This is a genomic window from Listeria marthii (assembly GCF_014227425.1).
Classification (GTDB): Bacteria; Bacillota; Bacilli; order Lactobacillales; family Listeriaceae; genus Listeria; species Listeria marthii.
The window spans coordinates 415,976-434,649 of sequence record NZ_JAASWB010000004.1 but is presented as its reverse complement, the minus strand read 5'-3'; the positions used below and the strand labels follow the sequence as shown (position 1 = coordinate 434,649).

Sequence of the window (18,674 nt, the reverse complement as noted above, 5' to 3'; positions counted from 1 at the left end):
CGGCCGCACTCCTTTTCATTTTTTGGATTAATATTCTTCTATATACAAACTCATAATGAACGCTTCAAAATTATCAGCTAGCTTAATTATTTTATAATCAGCTTCTTGATCAATGTGAACAACTGCGGGCTCGCCTGTTTTGCCACATTCTCGGTAATCTAAGAAAACCATATCGTGCCCGGCAGAAGGACAATCCGCAATCGCTAAACCAACGTCTGGATAACCCCACTCTTCCATCCAAAATTTTGTATTGTATGATCCATTTAATGTAGAAATTCCGTGACTTCCTATTCCCATAATTCCAGTAATAGCAACACAATTCTCTGCCCATGAACTTGGCTCTGTCGTAGGTACAGAATCTATTGATACTATGCCTCCGTTTTGAGTATGGCGCATTAAGTAGACGTATGACTTAGGCAGTTTATACCCTAGTTCTGCTTCGATGTCAGCCACTCTTTGTCGTGTGGGGTACACGTCTTCATATTCATTTTTATAATTGGATTTTGTCCAAAGCTCTGCCAAGTGATCATCTTGGAAAAATGTCCCTACTTCACTAAAATATTCATCTAACTCAGCGAAAATTTGCTTCGCTTTTTCGCGCTCGAAATCAACTGCTTCCAAATCTTGCATGTCTTCTAAAATAGACATTAGGTGTTGATAGATTTCTGGAAAACGTTCGCCTCTTTGGTATAACACGTCACTGAGTAATACGGTTGCTGTGAAAACATCACTTTTATTTTCGTCTGTCACTGCTTGATTCCAACAAGTTTCAAGTAAGCGAATCGCGTCTTTTGTTTTTCTTTTGTCTAAATAATGTAATGCTTTTCTCGTTGTAAGCATAACGATTCCTCCAATTTCCTTAATAACTTTATTATACTAAAAAACCCTAGGGAAACAAAATCCCTAGGGAAGCTACTTTTATAAATTCATTCCAAGAAGCGGAATACGTTCGTTATATTTATCAACAAGTGCTTGGTTATGCGCATCAGCATTTTCGACATTTCCGCTAATAAATACGGGCGGTGTGAAATTATCTTTTACCATTTTTTCAATCGCTTCAGCAAAAATCGATTGCAAGATGACTGCGCCTGTTACGGTAGATGTTGGCGCGAAGGCGATATCGAAGTTGGCTGATTTTAGTACTGCGTCGCCTTTAACAGCACCGTTATCAATCACAATATCACCTGTATCGGATAAACGTTTTCCTGATACGTGGCGTGATTTTTGGCTGGCAGAGTACTGCAGAGAGGTAATCACGATGATAAAAGCGCCTTTTTCGCGGGCAATTTCTGCTACATCGATTGGCACAGGATTACGTCCAGATGTGGATAACACAATCATGACATCCCCCGGCCGAATATCTTCCTCCGCCATAAAGGTTTTCGCATAATCATTTTTTCGTTCAAGCACAGAAGACGCCGCGGCACCTTCGTGGAGCATTAACGGTTCGTGTAAAATTGGATGAATTGCCGCTAATCCGCCTGCTCTATAAAACACTTCTTCTGTTAAAATATGGGAATGCCCACAGCCGAATAAATGGATAACACCGTCGTTTTCGATGGACTCAGCTACTTTGGCACCCGCTTCTTTTACATAATCTGCTTCATTATCGAGAATATTTTCTAATAAACGAACCGTAATATCAATATAATTATTAATCATTTATTTCCCCTCCAAAGCTGTAAAAATTTTCGCGATTTCTTCTGGTTTCGTTCGGCCAGTTGCTTTATCAATTGTTTTTCCGAAAATATGCGGCATGTAAAACGGAATGCCAGTTGACTGGATGGCGGTTGTTATTTCAAGGATGTTGTCGGCGCCAATTCCACCAGCTGGCTCAATGCCGTAAATGCCTTTTTCAGCCGCGATTTTTGTTAAATAAATTAGTTCATCTAAATATTTTGTGCCTTCGATGCTCATAAATTTAATCGATGGGATGTTGGCAGATAGGCAGTAATTGACAGCTTCTTCGGCTGTGATTTCGTCGCCGGAAGATAATTTGACGATGCCGACTTTTCCGGTTGGTCGAACGAGCGCATTGGTGAAGGTTTCTGGGAGCAAATCATTTGTTAATCCCGCTGTTTCGATTGGTTGGTTGATATGACTATTTGGGGCAAGACGAGCAATATGAAGCACATCACGCCAGTTTTGCCAGTCGCCGCCACCACCAAGCCCAACACTCACGACTGCTGCTGTAGTTTGCAGTTCTTTAACCACATCGGCCGCTTGTTCTGCCGTTTCATAGTTTGTTGCAACGATTCCCGGCACTGCAAAACCATGCGCTGCTTCCATGACTTCTTGGCTATTTTCCTTATCTTTCGCTAAAAAATTAAATAGCGCAAAATTATTCCATTTCGGTAGATTTTCGAATTTTTTCTTGTTCAAGCTTTATCAACTCCACACATGTTTTTAACGTTTTTTCAATCAAGTATTCGCCTTTTTCTGCCGTCGCTAAAGTTGCTTCTCCTAAAACCGCTGTCTTGGTGAAGGCTTGCCACGGGGTTGGGGTGTAATCCGCATCAATTGGTAAAACTGGCGGATCATCAATTGCACGGCTCATATCGGCATTTTCTGGGGATAAATAGAGCATGAGTGATGTTTCAATTTCACAAGCATGAATGTACGTATGGTGATTGGCTGTTCCTTCGCGCACATCCATTGCTAATTTTTGGATATTCGGGTAAAAAATGTGCAGGATAATCATATCGGGGTATTTTGCATAAAGCTCGCGCGCAGCATCTTTGAGCGCCGCCATATTTCCAAGGTGTCCACTCACTGGCACAAACAGCCGGAACCCTTGTTTATAAAGACTTTCACCGATTTCCACGACTACTTTGGTGACCGTTTCATTCGATAATGTCAAACTTCCCGGAAAATCCTGCAAACTCCAAACTTGGCCGTACGGTAATACCGGGAGCACGAATCCGTCTGTTTCCGCCGCTATTTTCGCAGAATATTCTGACGCTAAAATATTGTCTGTCCCTAATGGCAAATGTGGTCCGTGCGCTTCAACAGCACCTATTGGCAAAATGACTGGTTTTGTTTTCGTGATTTTCGCGCCAATATCAAATGAATTTTCATCTGCATATAACACAGATTTCGCCTCCTATTTTTTAAATGTAAAGCATCTAGCTGGGTTATCCACGAAGAATTTTTTGACTAATTTTTCTCCGTCAAAGCCTTTTTCGTTTGCTTCATCGATAAAGCGTGGTACCCATTTTTTGGCGATGTATTCGAGTCCTGGGCCGTGACCGTAATGTTTATAATATGTTTTTCGCGCAGTATCGCCACTAACTAAAATTTGATCTTCAAATCCTTCTGAAACCAAGTAAAGAATCGCGGCAATTCGGGCACTTTCTGGTGCGTATTTAATTTTGGCAATGCCATCGAATGACATAAATGCGCCTGTTTTTGCAACTTGCTTATGATAATACGGGTCGAGGTTGCGGTCCATATGCCCAATAGATAGATATTCTAACGGGATATTTTCTTGTTTTAAAATTTCGATTTGCTCGAGCGCCATCGTTCCCGCTTCTGTATGGGAATGTATCGGTGCTTTTGTCTCATGATGTGCTCGTGCAACCGCGCGTATCGTCTTTTCCTCCAAAGGTGTAATCATATTGTAGCCCGTTCCAAATTTCACCTGACCGGCCTTATACGGCGTTCCTTCAAGCCCATTTTCGACTTCATTTACAACAAAATCCGTTAGTTTTTCCGTTGAAGTATTTTCAATCCATTCATAATAGGTTTCAAAATCACCAATGATTGGTTTCAGCTCTGGCTTAATTTTCCCATCCCATAAGAAGCTTTTGTTAAATCCCGCTGTCCCAACAATTTGAATGCCGGTTTCTTTGGAAATTTGCGCTACATCAAGCACGCGTCTGCCGTAATCAACCGCGGTCGCATCGACAATCGTTTTCCCGCCTAAGTCTGCGAAATCTTGTACATCTAGTTGCGATTTTTCTTTATCATCTAAAAGTAAATCGTCGGCATCTCGTTCTTGCCAGTAAGCCGGCACACAGACAATATGCTCATGTGAATAAGTGAAGCCCAATTGATCTGGGGCAATATCTCCATAAAAAGTACGAATAAAACTCATTTTTAAAACTTCCTTTCAAAAAACCTCTTCCTCTTGAATGCTAGACAAGGAAGAGGTTTTGATTTTACTTAAAAGAATAACTTCGCTAACATGCTGACAATTGGTCCGAGGATAAACATATCTGAGTCGGCTGCCCACATCGCTGTATCTGGAACCGTCGTATTGATAAAGAAGGTAACCATAATATATTGACCCCAAGCGACAACTGTAGCTGTTAAGAATCCCCCTATCAAGGCACCTCTAACCCCACCAGTCGAGTTACCGAATACTCCAGCAACTGCCCCGTGGAAGAAGAGAACAATCATCGTTGGCACAAATACGTAGCCAACTGTATTTCCAAGTACTACTAACCAGATAATCGCTCCGATGAACGCACCCACGAAACCGATAATTACGGAGTTTGGTGCATAAGGATAAACGATTGGCGCATCCAGTGCTGGTTTCGCACCCGGTACAAGTTTTGTTGCAATACCATTGAAGGCTGGTACGATTTCACCGATAAACATCCGCACACCTACAAGAACGATGGCGATACCCGCTGCAAACGTAAAGGACTGAACGATCGAGTAAACGATGAAACTTTGATTCCCAGATTCGGCAATAAGTTTTTCTGCTCCCGGTGTTTTCTTCACCATCAGAATTACTGCACCAACTACGAACAGAATCCCCATTGTAAGAGCGGTAATAACGTTCGAGTCACGCAAAAACTCTAATTTTTTCGGTAAGTTAATATGTTCAGCATCATTTTTCTTATTTCCGAATACTTTCCCTAGTAAAGCAGATAAAATCGCTACACTGGAAGAAGTATGACCTAATGCGACATTATCGTTCCCAGTAATTTTACGTAAAAATGGTTGTGTAATCGCTGGTTGGAGTGTCCAGTAAAGACCCATGATTACTGCTAAGAATAGTACAAGCCCCCAAAACGGAATATCTCCGCCGACCGCTTGCACAGTAATTCCAGCAAAAATTGTCGTTGTCCAGAACATCATATGACCAGTTAAATAAATGTACTTAAATGGTGTAAATCTTGCTAATAATACATTGACTAAAAATCCAAGTGTCATCGCAAGTGTTACCGCGCTACCAAATTTTGCATTAAAAGCTTCTTGACCTAAAAATCCTGCAAGTGGCGGTGTTTCTAGTCCAAATACCTCTTTCCACATCGGTTCAAAAATCCCTAGGGAACCAGTAATAACAGCCGCACCAGCGTTGATAATTAAGAATCCGATAATAGCTTTAAAAGTTCCGCTAATAACTTGGCTTAAATTTTTCTTTTGTAAAAGTAACCCGAGAAGTACGATAAAACCTAAAAGTATGGCTGGGGTTCCAAAAAAGTTATTGGCAATCCACGTAATAATCTCCATTTTTTTCCCACCTTTTTTTGTCTTATTTAACTATTGATTGCTGCAGATAATGCATCTTTAATTTCGGCGTTGTCAAAATAGTTGTTGACGATGACTACTTTGGCGCCTGTATCTGTTCCAAGCGTTTCTGCTAGTTCTTGGCTTGTCACGATAATATCAACGTTCATCGAGCGAGCTGCGGATACATCAATGTGCTCCACATCTGCGTCCACTCCCATGTCACGTAAAACTGTTTCTACATTCATTCGTAAAATTAAGCTTGTCCCTTGACCAAGTCCACACACTGCTAAAATTTTCATTATTATCCCTCCACTAATTCTCCAATTACTTGATAATCTTCTGAATGAATCATTTTTTCAATGTTCTCGTTGTTACTAAGCAAGGAGACAATTTTTTGAATGACTTTTAAATGTGCCTCGCTTGAAGTTGCTGCAAGTCCGAATACTAATCGCACAGGATCATTTGCGGCGTGTCCGAAATTCACACCATCTTTTAGTACGACAAGTGACACTGCAGAGTTTTCCACACCATCAGTTGGTCTTGCATGAGGAATTGCTATTTGAGGTGCAATGACAAAGTACGCACCATTTTCATGATAAGATTCCACCATTTTTTCAACGTACTGCTCGCTCACATAACCTGCATTCACTAATAATTCTCCAGCTTGCACGATAGCTTCGTCAGCGTTTTTGGCTGTTCCATGCAGATTCACAAGCTCTTTATTCAAAAAAGACATATCTCTTCATCCCTTCTAACTGATTGATAGCGCTATCAATAACTTACACTCTTATTATAGCTGTAGCGCTCCCGTTTAAAAAAGCCCAATTCCTTTCTTTTCGAAAGTGCAAAGAATAGACTGTTACATTTCGTTGTTAGCGGGCATACAAAAAAGCCAGCGCGGCAACTTAATACCACACTGGCTTTAGCTCTTATTTTATTGTTAACATTGCGGCAATTTCTGCTGCTGACTCTGCCTGTTCAATCTGCTCAAGCAAGTGATGTTTCATGATTAAATTAGTGAGTTGGCTCAGCGCGTTAATATGTGTGTAGGAGTCAATGGAAGCGAGCACAATAATTAATCTGACCTGATCCTTCGCTTTACTTGAAAATGAAACTGGCTTATCCAGCCGTAGCAAGCTCATGCCGACACGGTATGCCCCGTCGTCTACCGAAGCATGCGGAAGTGCAATCCCCGGCGCAATGACGATGTATGGGCCTAGTTTCTCAATATTTTCAATCATCGCCTGCTGATAGTTTCTCGAGATATAACCTTCTTGTTGTAGCGATTTCGAAGCAACTTGGATAGCTTCACGCCAATCAGCCACACTTTCTTGAAAAGCAATACGTTCTTTCGGTAAAAGTTCTTCAAGTGTTGGTGATCTTTCTAATTGGCTATCTGATTGCACTTGGAATAAAACAGATTTTAGTTTAGCTGCCAATTTTTCACGGTCTTCCACTTTGGCATATTGATCCACCACGTCTAACACCGACGACAACATGCGCGCGTCTGAATCTTTTTGTAAAATGTGTGGCGCAATTGCCTTCATTAATTGCTGCTTCTGAGCTTCGGTTAAAATTGGACTCACGATGAAAACTGGCGCTTTCGGTTCCATAATTGGTAATGTAGAAACGATAAAGTCTGGCGCGTACAGCCCTTTTTCAAATTCACGAATCGAAATTGGCTCTAAAATTTCTACCCGTTCGCCGAGCAATTGCGATAATTGACGTTCAATCATCCGCGAAGTTCCGACGCCTTTAGAGCACACAATTAACAGCTTTTTGCGCTCAACTAATGTATTATTTTTACGCGAAAGATAGCCGCCGAACAAAATAGTCACGTAAGCTACTTCATCTTCCGGAATTGTTTCACCGAGCAAGTCTTCCAGAGGTTCTAGTGATTTTTTTGTAATCTCATAAACGTCGCTATAACTTTGTTTAATGTCAGTACGCAGCGGATTAATCCATTCGATTTGGAATTTAAGCCGATAATAAGCTGGCTGTAAATGCAGCAATAAATCTTTTTTCAAATTGCGATGATCTTCAAAATTCACACAGGCAAGGCGTTCAAATTCAGCAATAATTTTCTCAACAATAATATCAAGTTTTCCTGTAGCGGCCGCATCATCATTCAAACGACTAGCCCCCAGCAAAAGTTTACCTAAATAAGTAATTTCCGCATGGTTGATTGAAAAATCCTCCGTTTGCTGCAATTGCTCATAAATTTCCTGCGCAATATCAAAAGATTCCACCTCATGTTCTTCCTTCTCATTTAAATAACAATCACGCTTCATCCGCTCTTTAAAGAAGAAAATCATAATACCAATGCGCTCAATAACTTCATCCGTATAACGAATCCCGATTTTTTTCTCCGTCACAGCTAAAATTTCAAAAATCGTATCCAAATTGGGAAATAGCTCCTGATTTTTTATCATCGGATTAATTTTCATTAAATCGAGCAATTGGTCAGCGGTGGCGATTTCTTCGTTATTCATGCAGTAATGAATGAAAAATTGGCGGATACTACGTTCATCACCAAGAACCATATTGCCATTTTTCCGATCATAGATAAGCTCTAAATTAAACTGTTTTAGCGCTAATTTTAATTGCTTAATATCTTGTAAACTGGTGTTGCGACTAACTTCATTGCATTCATTAATCGTATCAATAATCACTCGCGCATCTGTTACGAGCAGAAAAAATAAAATACGGATGCGGCGTTCACTAGCTGAAAAGACTTTGTGGCTCGCTTCCCTATTTTCAAGAATTTCTTTCATTGTTGATTTTTCTTCTTCTAATAAATAATACCCTTGCCCTCGCACAGATTGAATGCCATCAAGTCCTATATTATCTAATTCTTTATTAATTTTTTCCACATCATATTGAAGTGTTCGTTTGGAAATGCCTAGCTCTTCTTGTAACTTCTCAGGTGCAAGATATACATTCGCCACGACGAGCGATTCGAGTAACGCCATATTTCGAGCATCAAATTGTACCACTTGGCCTACCTCCTTGATTTCGGTCTAGAAGGTAAAAAGATATGTCTACATTAAGGTTATGCGAAAATGTGATATTTTTCAAGTATATTTTTATTTTGGTATACAAAAAACCGACAAAGCCAAATGACTTTGTCGGTTTGAATCATGCTACTTTTTATAAACTAATGTCCACAACATCCCTTGCCCCATTCTTCCAATATTTACTCGGAGTGACCAGGGTAAATGTCTTGTTTCTTGCTAATAATTCTTTAGGTATATTAAACCCCACCAAGTGTTTATATACCCCGTCTTCGAATTCATAGCTCGACGCCGTAGTATCTGACAAAGTTACAAATTCTTTATACCCTAGCTGAAAATCAGAAATCCTAATATCTTTTTCTGTAGACTCTAGTTGAACAAGCAAAAGAGCATCATTTTCTTGTTTAAAATAATTTTTTGTCGCGTACTTATTTATATCAGCATCATTCACAACAAATGCTTTTCCAAAACTAACTGTTGCAGTTCCCATTTGAAATTTTTCCTGTTCTGCGTGTGTTTTATTTTCATATGAAAAAGAATTAGCATTTACATCATACACGCGCCAAGCAAATAGGCCTATTAATAGAACAATTAAGACTCCGCCAATTATTTTTTTCATGCTTTTCTCCTATTTATTATCTGACCTGCTTCCATTTCAAATATTTCATCTGATATTCCATCAATATCGGCAATATGATGGCTTGCTAATAAAATCGTTTTTCCTTTTTCTTTTAAATCTAAAATCAAGTCAATAAAACTCTGACTGCCAGCTTTATCTAGGGAATTTGTTGGTTCATCAAATATTAGTAAATCTGGATCTTCCATAATAGCTTGAGCAATACCAAGTCGTTGTCTCATTCCAAGTGAATATTTTTTCACTTTCAAATCTTCTTTTCCAGCAAGGCCAACTTTTTCTAACGCAGCAAGTATCTCCTTTTCACCTATTTGATTTCTAATAGAAGCCAAGTATTCTAAATTTTTATAACCTGTATAATTAGCTAAAAATCCCGGCGTCTCAATAATAATTCCCGTCTTTTCTGGAAAAGATTTAGTTTTACTAATATTAACGCCATTAATTGTAACTTCACCACTTGTTGGCGCAATAAATCCACACAGCGCCCTAAATAGCATCGTTTTCCCAGAGCCATTATGACCAATAAACGAATAAATCCCACCTTGCTTTAATTCAAAATCAATATCATCTAGAACAGTATGGTTGTTGATTACTTTTGTTAAATGATTAACTTTTATATAATTCATCGATATTCTCCCTAGTTTAGTTTATATAAATCTGTCTTTCGATAAATATTTCCGCCAATGAGCATCGCCAAAATAATATATACCAATTGAATACTTAATAACAGCCAATTATTTACATCGGTAAATCCAGCAACATTCGAAACGCTTCCGATAATCCAAATGTTTGTAATAAAGCAATTAGTTACGATAATAATAAGCACTACTGTGATAGCATAAAATGGCTTAATTATTATAGAAAGCAACAATTGCAACATGATAAGCGCCAGTCCTCCAACGAAAAAGCGTACACCAATTTCATAGAGCGGCATATTTAAATCTGTAAATAATAGAGCCGGCTGCACATCAAAACGAATACCAAAAAGAAAACTAACAAACAGCACTAATCCAATAATTACTAAATAATAAACCAACATCAGCGTAATAATTAATAAAACTTTGGAAAGAAAGGGCAGTATTCTATTATTAAAACGAATAGTAATAAATTCCTCTAGCGCAAACAATTCCTTATAAAAGTAACTTCCAAATAGAAAAACTGGCAAACTTTGAATGATAATCCAGTTCAAGCTACTTGTGAGCGGATTTCCCACCCCATTATCCTGTTTTAAAAAGCCCAGAAACACATCTGCTATCGTCCCCGATGCATTTTTTGTATTAACGACATTTATTAAAATCGCTAATACCAAAAGCATTCCCAAGCCTATTATTTTCAATTTATTCCCTTGAAGGAACCATAATATCTCCCGTTTAAAAAATAACCACATATTAACGCACCTTCTTTTTTGAGGCTCGAAACATATCTTTTTTCTCTGTAATAAACCAACTTATTAAAAATAAAACGGTAATACCACCAACCAAGCAGAAAACTCGCCCAACAAAAGACAACAAATCAGTAAGGTCAGTAGGATTCACTATAAAAAGATTGGAAAGTAGCTGCAATTTGATTGTGCTAGTATCAAAGAAAAATACCAGAAATACTGCAAAAAAAGCAATTGCCTTATTACTTGTAATAACAAGTAGTATATTCTGTAAAACACCTACAAGCACTAAACCTAATCCAAATAAAATAAATGAATATATATAAATTTGTACTATTTGGGAATTTATTTCTATTCCGCTATCCATAACACTACTTCCATAATTTAAGATGTTGGTCAGTAATGCCAGCAGAAAAGCATTCCACAAAATAACAGTTGTATTGACTTTCCAAAGTGTATATTTGCTCTTAATCCGAACGACAGCAAATTCTCTATGCTGAAAATACAGTAGTTGATTCATCCATAAACAAAACGGACTTAAAAATATAAAAAGAACCTCAACTGATACGGAAGTTTGTACAATGTAAAGGACATCTGTCCCACCATTTCTCGCGTACAACAAGCGTGATACAATTATAAAAACAAATATCAATAAAAGCAGTAAATATTTTCTTCTTTCAAAATCAAAATTCAACCGAACCAAATTATGATTTTTCATTTTTCACGCTCCAAATAATCCCCATAATTATCGCTGCTAAAAGAAGTAGAAATTCTATCCAAATAATATGGAAATTTAAGGGATAACCTTGTTTTGGAGTTAAGAAACCAAACGGACTAAACTCTGGATAGCCAATCAACGAAAACACAACCCACACACCATAATATATAGCTAGCGGACTCAATAAAACCACGTATTTGCTAGAGCTAAAAAAGGATACTAAAATCCCCATTAAAGCAAACAATCCTCCATAAACAAAGCCCATTACAAGAAATATCATCTCATACATAAGCGGACTGTTATAAAAAATATTCGAAAACATCGCACCATATGTAACCGGTACTTCTGATGCAAAATAATCAAGTGGCGTAGATGGATACACTAACATTAATGCACAAAGCTCCATAATTAAAGGTAAACAAAATACGATTCCACCCGAAACAAAAGCAACGATACTCTTCGAAAAATAATACTGTTTATCATTTCCTCTTATTCGCGAAAATATATCTAAACCACTACGCCGATCTTCACCTAATAAATCTGCACCAGCTAAAGCTACTAAACATGGTAACAATAAGTAATAAATATTTGTCCCAAGTCCCGTTGTATCGTAACCAGTTAAATATAAAAACACATTTTCTTCTGTCGGGGAATAATAGCGCGCTGTAGTTATTTGCTGTATTATCACGATAAGTAATCCAAGTGCAAGAGCAGCAAGAAATGATTTGCTTTTAAAAACACGGCTAAATTCTATTTTTAAAAATCGACTCATTTGAAATTCCATTCCCGATAAATCAGTTGATCTGTTAATCCTAATATATTTAATTTCTTTTTCATTTTCTCTCTCCTAATGTATGTCATCTATGTATGTGACAAATATAGCATAGTTCAAAAAAATTGTATATAACTAATTTTTCAGAAATATAAACAAATTCTTTAGAAATCACTTTTTAATTTTTGCATACAAAAAAACCGACAAAGCCAAATGACTTTGTCGGTTTGAATCGTATCAGATATTATTTGCTGATGTTAGAAACAACGCCAGCGCCTACTGTACGTCCGCCTTCACGGATAGAGAATTTAGTACCGTCTTCGATAGCGATTGGTGCAATTAGTTCAACTGCAAGCTCAATGTTATCACCAGGCATTACCATTTCAGTACCTTCTGGAAGTGTAACAATACCAGTTACATCAGTAGTACGGAAATAGAATTGTGGGCGGTAGTTGTTGAAGAATGGAGTATGACGTCCACCTTCTTCTTTAGTTAAAACATAAGTTTCAGCTTTGAAGTTAGTGTGTGGAGTAATCGAACCTGGTTTAGCTAATACTTGACCACGTTGGATATCTTCACGAGCAACACCACGTAGAAGTGCGCCAATGTTGTCGCCAGCTTCAGCGTAGTCTAGTAATTTACGGAACATTTCTACTCCAGTTACTACTACTTTTTTGCTTTCTTCTTCGATACCGATAACTTCTACTTCGTCACCAACTTTAACTTGTCCACGTTCAACACGTCCAGTTGCAACTGTTCCACGACCAGTGATTGAGAATACATCCTCAACTGGCATCATGAATGGTTTTTCAGTATCACGTTCTGGAGTTGGAATGTAAGAATCTACAGCTTCCATTAACTCGTCAATTTTAGCTTCCCAGTCAGCTTCACCTTGAAGTGCTTTAAGAGCTGAACCTTTGATTACAGGAATGTCATCGCCAGGGAATTCATATTCAGTTAATAGATCACGAATTTCCATTTCAACTAATTCTAGTAATTCTTCATCGTCAACCATGTCACATTTGTTCATGAATACAACGATGTATGGAACACCAACTTGACGTGAAAGTAAGATATGTTCACGAGTTTGTGGCATTGGGCCATCAGCAGCAGATACTACTAAGATAGCTCCGTCCATTTGTGCAGCACCAGTGATCATGTTTTTAACGTAATCGGCATGTCCTGGGCAGTCAACGTGTGCATAGTGACGGCTGTCAGTTTGGTACTCAACGTGAGCAGTAGAGATTGTGATACCACGTTCTCTTTCTTCTGGAGCACCATCAATTTGGTCGTAAGCTTGTGCATCAGCATAGCCTTTTTTAGCAAGTACAGTTGTAATTGCAGCAGTTAAAGTTGTTTTACCATGGTCAACGTGTCCAATAGTACCAATGTTAACATGGGGTTTAGAGCGGTCAAATTTTTCTTTTGCCATTTTAAAATATCCTCCTCGATAATTCGATAATTATTTTTTACTTAGCTTAAATTAAACTAAGCAATACTTCTAACTAAAGTTATACTTGATGTTGCGAAAAAAATCAATTAATCTTCTTTGTTGTTTCCACCATTAGCTTTAATGATTTCTTCAGCAATAGATTTAGGAACTTCTTCATAGTGGTCAAATTGCATAGTGTATACACCACGACCTTGCGTACCTGAACGAAGGTGAGTTGCATAACCAAACATGTTTGCAAGTGGTACAAATGCGCGAACAACTTGAGCGTTACCGCGAGCTTCCATACCATCTACACGACCACGACGGGAAGTAATGTTACCCATGATATCACCAAGGTATTCTTCTGGGATAACAACCTCTACAGCCATCATTGGCTCAAGGATTACAGGATCACATTTCTTAGCAGCATTACGTAATGCCATTGAAGCAGCCACTTTGAAGGCCATTTCATTGGAATCGACGTCATGGTAAGATCCGTCGTAAAGTTTTGCTTTGATGTCAATCAGTGGGTAGCCTGCAAGTACACCATTATCTAGTGCGCCTTCAAGACCTGCTTGTACAGCTGGGATGTATTCACGTGGAACAACCCCACCAACGATTGCATTTTCAAATTCAAATCCTTTACCTTCTTCATTTGGTCCGAATTCAATCCAAACGTGACCATATTGTCCACGTCCACCGGATTGACGTACGAATTTACCTTCAACTTGAGCAGATTTACGGAATGTTTCACGATAAGAAACTTGTGGATCACCAACGTTAGCTTCAACGCGGAATTCACGTCTCATACGGTCAACAAGGATGTCAAGGTGAAGTTCACCCATACCGGAGATAAGAGTTTGGCCAGTTTCTTGGTCAGTTTCAGCACGGAAAGTTGGATCTTCTTCCGCTAGTTTCGCAAGAGCTTGCCCCATTTTATCTTGGTCAGCTTTCGATTTAGGCTCGATAGCTACTTGGATAACTGGTTCTGGGAATTCCATGGATTCTAAGATAATTTGTTCTTTTTCATCACATAAAGTGTCCCCAGTAGTTGTATCTTTAAGTCCTACGGCAGCAGCGATGTCACCAGCGTATACGATCGAAATCTCTTCACGGTGATTAGCGTGCATTTGAAGGATACGTCCAACACGTTCACGTTTACCTTTAGTCGAGTTTTGTACATATGAACCGGAATTCAAAGTACCGGAATAAACACGGAAGAAAGTTAAGCGTCCAACATAAGGGTCAGTCATAACTTTGAATGCTAGGGAAGAGAATGGTTCTGAATCATCAGCGTGACGAGCAGCTTCTTCTCCATCAGGCAATACGCCGTTAATAGCTGGAACATCTGTTGGTGCTGGAAGGTAATCAAGTACTGCATCTAACATTGGTTGAACACCTTTGTTTTTGAATGCTGTACCACAAACTACAGGATAGAACTCAACGTTAAGTGTTCCTTTACGGATACCAGCTTTAAGTTCTTCTTTTGTAATTTCTTCGCCTTCTAGGTATTTCATCATTAGCTCTTCGTCAAGTTCAGCAACTGCTTCCACTAATTTACCGCGGTATTCGTCTGCTAAGTCTTTCAGATCAGCTGGAATTTCTTTAATATGAGGGTCATTTCCTAAATCGTCTTCGTAATACAACGCGTTCATTTCGATTAAGTCAATGATACCTTCAAATGTATCTTCGGCCCCGATTGGGAGTTGGATTGGGTGCGCATTGGCAGCCAAACGTTCATGCAAAGTACCTACAGAATATAGGAAGTCTGCGCCGATTTTGTCCATTTTGTTGACGAATACTACACGAGGAACCCCGTAAGTAGTAGCTTGACGCCAAACTGTTTCTGTTTGTGGTTCTACACCAGATTGTGCATCTAGAACCGCAACAGCACCATCAAGTACACGAAGCGAACGTTCAACTTCAACTGTGAAATCTACGTGTCCAGGTGTATCGATAATGTTTACTCGGTAGCCTTTCCATTGAGCTGTTGTCGCAGCAGAAGTGATAGTAATACCACGTTCTTGCTCTTGCTCCATCCAGTCCATTTGAGAAGCACCTTCATGGGTTTCACCAATTTTGTGAATACGCCCTGTATAGAAAAGGATACGTTCAGTAGTGGTAGTTTTACCCGCATCAATGTGGGCCATGATACCAATATTACGAGTCTTTTCTAAGGAGAACTCTCTAGCCATGTTGTATTTCTCCTTCCATAAAACAATTTTTCAGGCAATACGCCTGGAATTTGTTAGTGATTTTTTTACCAACGATAGTGAGCGAACGCTCTGTTAGCATCAGCCATTTTGTGTGTATCTTCGCGTTTCTTAACAGAAGCACCAGTATTATTGGCAGCATCCATGATTTCGCGAGCAACACGTACTTCCATTGTTTTTTCTCCACGAAGGCGAGCATAATTTACTAACCAACGAAGACCAAGAGTAGAACGACGGTCAGCACGTACTTCGATAGGTACTTGATAGTTAGCACCACCTACACGGCGAGCTTTAACTTCAAGAAGAGGCATAATGTTCTTCATAGCTTGTTCAAATACTTCCATCGGATCTTTACCAGTTTCTTGTGCAATGATATCGAATGCGGAATATAGGATAGCTTGAGACTTTCCACGTTTTCCGTCAACCATCATTTTATTAATTAAACGAGTTACTAGTTTCGAATTATAAATCGGATCTGGTAACACGTCACGTTTAGTAACAGGACCTTTACGAGGCATCGGATATCCTCCTTTCATATTTTATAAGTATTATTTTTTAGGTTTTTTCGTACCGTATTTAGAACGGCTTTGTCCTCTATTTTCAACACCAGCTGTATCAAGCGCTCCACGAACGATATGATAACGTACCCCTGGTAAATCTTTTACACGTCCACCACGAATAAGAACAACACTATGTTCTTGTAAGTTGTGACCAATACCAGGAATGTAAGCTGTTACTTCAATACCATTACTCAAACGTACACGGGCATATTTACGAAGCGCCGAGTTAGGTTTTTTAGGAGTCATGGTACCAACACGAGTACATACGCCACGTTTTTGAGGAGAGTTAACGTCTGTTAGTTCTCTTTTAAAACTGTTTAGGCCCTTGTTCAAAGCAGGTGATGTAGATTTTTTGATTTTAGATTGACGAGGTTTGCGTACTAATTGGTTAATTGTAGGCATGGGATAAATTCCTCCTTCCTTATTTAGTAGTTCCACACATCCAGGTGGTTCATTTTTTCGGTAAAATAAAATGGCTGTAAGTTCGACCTACAACGCTGTTTTATTTTCAGACCTCTGTTTATAGTAGAGGCACCTTGAATATAGTAACACCTTGAGGTTTAGATGTCAAGGTGTTACTTGAAATTTAGTGAATCAGCTTAGTCCATTCAAACGTTGATATAAATCCTTCGCGTAGCTGTCGGTCATGCCGCAAATGAAATCTGTTACGAGTAGCAGGCGGAGGTATAGTTTCATTGTTTCGCTTTCGCCTTCTGCGTTTTTGCGGTAACAGCCTAGGTAGTTGTCGGAAATCAAGGTTAGTAGGCGTTTGTCTTTGGCTGTTTGGCGTTCTGGTGTTTCGCTATCGTAGTAGATCACTGCTGGGATGAACGTTTCGAGCAATTTGGAGATAATTTCATTGCCGGCGATTTCGGATTCAACGATGCCTTTATCTTGGTAAATATACGTGAATGACAGGCTTTGTAAAATATGAACGAGTTGTTCAGCACTTGATGCATCAATGAGTGAGTCGTTGAATGTGCCTGCCATGATTGCGTCGTAGTTCGCGTAAAACACTTCAAGTGAGCGATTGATTAATTGACCGCGGACGTTCGATGCTAGCCATTGTTGTACGATGAAACTTTCTTCTTGCCCTTCGTAGCGCTCGCTTTTTTTCTTGAGTTCGTTGTAGCATGCGGCAGTGACTTTATTGTGCTCTTCTACTTCTTCAAAACCTTTTAAGATTTGCGTAATGTTGACGATGCCTTTTTTCACACCGTCTTCTAGGTCGGCGTTTAGGTACGCGATATCGTCTGCCACTTCAAGCAAGTAAGTGAGCGGATGGCGGTTATCGAGTGCTTCTGTTGCAGTTGTTATTTCATTAAAAAGAGATTCATCCGCGTAAAAATAGCCTAGTTTTTTGCTTTTGATTTGTTTTTTATTTACTTTTAAAGAAGAAACTGGGTATTTGATAACAGCATTTAAAGTGGCGAATGTTAGGTTTAAGCCGTATTGGTCGAAAAGATAATGTAGTTTTGAGACTACACGAAGCACTTGGGCGTTACCTTCAAAGTAGTAAAAGTCTTCTTTCATTTGTGGTGTCAGGATTTCAGCTAGGCTTTTATTTTTGTAAGTGATGGTTGCTAAATTGTCGCGGAACCACTCGCGGATGCTTTCTTCACCAAAATGGCCGAACGGCGGATTCCCCATATCGTGTAACAATCCTGCACAAGCAAGGATTTCCGGAATTTTATCTGCGTGCTCTTTTGTAAATTCTTCATCTAGGTTTTCTTCTTGAATCGTGTGTGTAACCATGTTTCCCATTGATTTTGCGATGGTGCTTACTTCCATTGAATGGGTTAGGCGTGTTCGCACAAAATCGCTTTTTTCTAGTGGGAATACTTGGGTTTTATCTTGCAAACGGCGAAATGATGCACTCATGACGATGCGCTGGAAATCATTTTCGAAAGCGCTACGTACGTCGGTGTTTTTTGAACGAGTGACACCGGATTCGCGGCGGCGTTTGTCATTTAATAGTTTATCCCATTTCATTTAAATCCCATCCTTTATAAGTTGCTTAGTTTTTCCATTTCGGCTTTAGTGAGCCTATGTACGGTCCATTCCGACATTTTTTCTGCACCAATTTTTTCGTAAAAGTCCATGCCTGATTTATTTTCATTCAAGCACCACCACTCAAATCTGCCGCAATCTCGCTCTAAGGCAAGTTTGGATAAATAGCTGAAAAACTGCGTCCCAAAACTTTTGCCGCGCATTTCTGGAATGATGTAAAGATCTTCTAAGTACAAACCTTTTTTGCCAAGTAATGTGGAAAAATTATGGAAAAAGAGTGCGAAACCAACTGGCGCGTCTTCGTATTCGGCGATAATTACTTCGGCTGCTTTTTCTTGAAAAAGGGCCTTCTGTAAACCGGCTTCCGTTGCTACCACATCTTTTTCAATGCCTTCGTGTGTTGCGAGTTCTGTAATAAAACGAAGAATTAGCTTCGTGTCTTGTTCTGTCGCGTTTCGAAATGTGAGTTGTGTCATA

Annotated in this window: 20 protein-coding genes; all 20 read right to left on the bottom strand. The window is 39.1% G+C overall.

Translation table 11 applies throughout. The features are described from left to right. Positions 1–27: 27 nt before the first annotated feature. The 20 genes from HCJ55_RS09830 to HCJ55_RS09735 all read right to left on the bottom strand — a co-directional run bounded on the left by HCJ55_RS09830 (position 28) and on the right by HCJ55_RS09735 (position 18,673). Positions 28–840: an SMI1/KNR4 family protein gene (locus HCJ55_RS09830; protein ID WP_185517979.1), complete on the bottom strand. Its 813-nt coding sequence runs from the start codon at positions 838–840 to the stop codon at positions 28–30. A 78-nt stretch (positions 841–918) separates the two neighbouring features. Beyond that, positions 919–1,662, bottom strand: coding sequence for an SIS domain-containing protein (locus HCJ55_RS09825; protein WP_070222821.1), 744 nt, complete (start codon positions 1,660–1,662; stop codon positions 919–921). Beyond that, complete coding sequence (locus HCJ55_RS09820; protein WP_185517977.1) at positions 1,663–2,382, bottom strand: KDGP aldolase; 720 nt, start codon at positions 2,380–2,382, stop codon at positions 1,663–1,665. Continuing rightward, positions 2,342–3,091, bottom strand: a complete 750-nt coding sequence (locus tag HCJ55_RS09815) for a creatininase family protein (RefSeq protein ID WP_185517975.1) — start codon at positions 3,089–3,091, stop codon at positions 2,342–2,344. The genes HCJ55_RS09820 and HCJ55_RS09815 overlap by 41 nt, the downstream gene beginning before the upstream one ends. Before the next feature lie 12 nt (positions 3,092–3,103). Next, positions 3,104–4,096 carry a phosphotriesterase family protein gene (locus HCJ55_RS09810; protein ID WP_185517973.1) on the bottom strand — a complete coding sequence of 331 codons (993 nt, stop codon included), beginning with the start codon at positions 4,094–4,096 and terminating at the stop codon, positions 3,104–3,106. A 68-nt stretch (positions 4,097–4,164) separates the two neighbouring features. Next, positions 4,165–5,463: a PTS ascorbate transporter subunit IIC gene (gene ulaA, locus HCJ55_RS09805; protein ID WP_185391922.1), complete on the bottom strand. Its 1,299-nt coding sequence runs from the start codon at positions 5,461–5,463 to the stop codon at positions 4,165–4,167. Positions 5,464–5,489: 26 nt separating this feature from the next. Further along, positions 5,490–5,762, bottom strand: a complete 273-nt coding sequence (locus HCJ55_RS09800) for a PTS sugar transporter subunit IIB (RefSeq protein ID WP_185502921.1) — start codon at positions 5,760–5,762, stop codon at positions 5,490–5,492. 2 nt (positions 5,763–5,764) lie between these two features. Then, positions 5,765–6,199, bottom strand: coding sequence for a PTS sugar transporter subunit IIA (locus HCJ55_RS09795; RefSeq protein WP_185517971.1), 435 nt, complete (start codon positions 6,197–6,199; stop codon positions 5,765–5,767). Positions 6,200–6,392: 193 nt separating this feature from the next. Beyond that, complete coding sequence (locus HCJ55_RS09790) at positions 6,393–8,459, bottom strand: BglG family transcription antiterminator (RefSeq protein ID WP_185517969.1); 2,067 nt, start codon at positions 8,457–8,459, stop codon at positions 6,393–6,395. A 154-nt stretch (positions 8,460–8,613) separates the two neighbouring features. Beyond that, positions 8,614–9,096 (bottom strand): hypothetical protein, encoded by a 483-nt coding sequence (locus HCJ55_RS09785; protein WP_185504344.1) that lies wholly within the window; start codon positions 9,094–9,096, stop codon positions 8,614–8,616. Beyond that, complete coding sequence (locus HCJ55_RS09780) at positions 9,093–9,737, bottom strand: ABC transporter ATP-binding protein (protein WP_185504343.1); 645 nt, start codon at positions 9,735–9,737, stop codon at positions 9,093–9,095. Before HCJ55_RS09780 ends, HCJ55_RS09785 begins: the two co-directional genes overlap by 4 nt. A gap of 11 nt (positions 9,738–9,748) precedes the next feature. Further along, the gene (locus HCJ55_RS09775) at positions 9,749–10,426 is read right to left on the bottom strand and encodes a hypothetical protein (RefSeq protein WP_228464327.1); all 678 of its coding nucleotides are present in this window, start codon (positions 10,424–10,426) and stop codon (positions 9,749–9,751) included. A gap of 73 nt (positions 10,427–10,499) precedes the next feature. After that, positions 10,500–11,210: a hypothetical protein gene (locus HCJ55_RS09770; RefSeq protein ID WP_008948875.1), complete on the bottom strand. Its 711-nt coding sequence runs from the start codon at positions 11,208–11,210 to the stop codon at positions 10,500–10,502. Next, positions 11,197–11,982, bottom strand: coding sequence for a hypothetical protein (locus HCJ55_RS09765; RefSeq protein ID WP_185517965.1), 786 nt, complete (start codon positions 11,980–11,982; stop codon positions 11,197–11,199). Before HCJ55_RS09765 ends, HCJ55_RS09770 begins: the two co-directional genes overlap by 14 nt. A gap of 244 nt (positions 11,983–12,226) precedes the next feature. Further along, positions 12,227–13,414, bottom strand: coding sequence for an elongation factor Tu (tuf, locus tag HCJ55_RS09760; protein ID WP_185480361.1), 1,188 nt, complete (start codon positions 13,412–13,414; stop codon positions 12,227–12,229). A 107-nt stretch (positions 13,415–13,521) separates the two neighbouring features. Further along, positions 13,522–15,609, bottom strand: coding sequence for an elongation factor G (fusA, locus tag HCJ55_RS09755; RefSeq protein WP_003724965.1), 2,088 nt, complete (start codon positions 15,607–15,609; stop codon positions 13,522–13,524). A 65-nt stretch (positions 15,610–15,674) separates the two neighbouring features. Continuing rightward, positions 15,675–16,145, bottom strand: a complete 471-nt coding sequence (gene rpsG / locus HCJ55_RS09750; RefSeq protein ID WP_003753956.1) for a 30S ribosomal protein S7 — start codon at positions 16,143–16,145, stop codon at positions 15,675–15,677. A 30-nt stretch (positions 16,146–16,175) separates the two neighbouring features. Next, complete coding sequence (gene rpsL, locus HCJ55_RS09745) at positions 16,176–16,589, bottom strand: 30S ribosomal protein S12 (RefSeq protein WP_003720973.1); 414 nt, start codon at positions 16,587–16,589, stop codon at positions 16,176–16,178. Positions 16,590–16,781: 192 nt separating this feature from the next. Beyond that, the gene (locus tag HCJ55_RS09740; RefSeq protein WP_185517962.1) at positions 16,782–18,179 is read right to left on the bottom strand and encodes a deoxyguanosinetriphosphate triphosphohydrolase; all 1,398 of its coding nucleotides are present in this window, start codon (positions 18,177–18,179) and stop codon (positions 16,782–16,784) included. A 14-nt stretch (positions 18,180–18,193) separates the two neighbouring features. Beyond that, on the bottom strand, positions 18,194–18,673 hold the full coding sequence (locus tag HCJ55_RS09735) for a GNAT family N-acetyltransferase (RefSeq protein ID WP_185517960.1): 480 nt from the start codon (positions 18,671–18,673) through the stop codon (positions 18,194–18,196). Position 18,674 lies beyond the last annotated feature (1 nt).

Bases quoted from the DNA above. Each gene is read 5' to 3' on its own strand.
- HCJ55_RS09735 (WP_185517960.1), bottom strand. From the start codon at position 18,673: ATGACACAACTCACATTTCGAAACGCGACAGAACAAGACACGAAGCTA.
- rpsG (WP_003753956.1), bottom strand. From the start codon at position 16,145: ATGCCTCGTAAAGGTCCTGTTACTAAACGTGACGTGTTACCAGATCCG.
- HCJ55_RS09825 (WP_070222821.1), bottom strand. From the start codon at position 1,662: ATGATTAATAATTATATTGATATTACGGTTCGTTTATTAGAAAATATT.
- HCJ55_RS09785 (WP_185504344.1), bottom strand. From the start codon at position 9,096: ATGAAAAAAATAATTGGCGGAGTCTTAATTGTTCTATTAATAGGCCTA.
- HCJ55_RS09775 (WP_228464327.1), bottom strand. From the start codon at position 10,426: ATGCTTTTGGTATTAGCGATTTTAATAAATGTCGTTAATACAAAAAAT.
- HCJ55_RS09830 (WP_185517979.1), bottom strand. From the start codon at position 840: ATGCTTACAACGAGAAAAGCATTACATTATTTAGACAAAAGAAAAACA.
- HCJ55_RS09765 (WP_185517965.1), bottom strand. From the start codon at position 11,982: ATGAGTCGATTTTTAAAAATAGAATTTAGCCGTGTTTTTAAAAGCAAA.
- HCJ55_RS09770 (WP_008948875.1), bottom strand. From the start codon at position 11,210: ATGAAAAATCATAATTTGGTTCGGTTGAATTTTGATTTTGAAAGAAGA.
- fusA (WP_003724965.1), bottom strand. From the start codon at position 15,609: ATGGCTAGAGAGTTCTCCTTAGAAAAGACTCGTAATATTGGTATCATG.
- HCJ55_RS09780 (WP_185504343.1), bottom strand. From the start codon at position 9,737: ATGAATTATATAAAAGTTAATCATTTAACAAAAGTAATCAACAACCAT.
- tuf (WP_185480361.1), bottom strand. From the start codon at position 13,414: ATGGCAAAAGAAAAATTTGACCGCTCTAAACCCCATGTTAACATTGGT.
- HCJ55_RS09740 (WP_185517962.1), bottom strand. From the start codon at position 18,179: ATGAAATGGGATAAACTATTAAATGACAAACGCCGCCGCGAATCCGGT.
- HCJ55_RS09800 (WP_185502921.1), bottom strand. From the start codon at position 5,762: ATGAAAATTTTAGCAGTGTGTGGACTTGGTCAAGGGACAAGCTTAATT.
- HCJ55_RS09795 (WP_185517971.1), bottom strand. From the start codon at position 6,199: ATGTCTTTTTTGAATAAAGAGCTTGTGAATCTGCATGGAACAGCCAAA.
- ulaA (WP_185391922.1), bottom strand. From the start codon at position 5,463: ATGGAGATTATTACGTGGATTGCCAATAACTTTTTTGGAACCCCAGCC.
- HCJ55_RS09810 (WP_185517973.1), bottom strand. From the start codon at position 4,096: ATGAGTTTTATTCGTACTTTTTATGGAGATATTGCCCCAGATCAATTG.
- rpsL (WP_003720973.1), bottom strand. From the start codon at position 16,589: ATGCCTACAATTAACCAATTAGTACGCAAACCTCGTCAATCTAAAATC.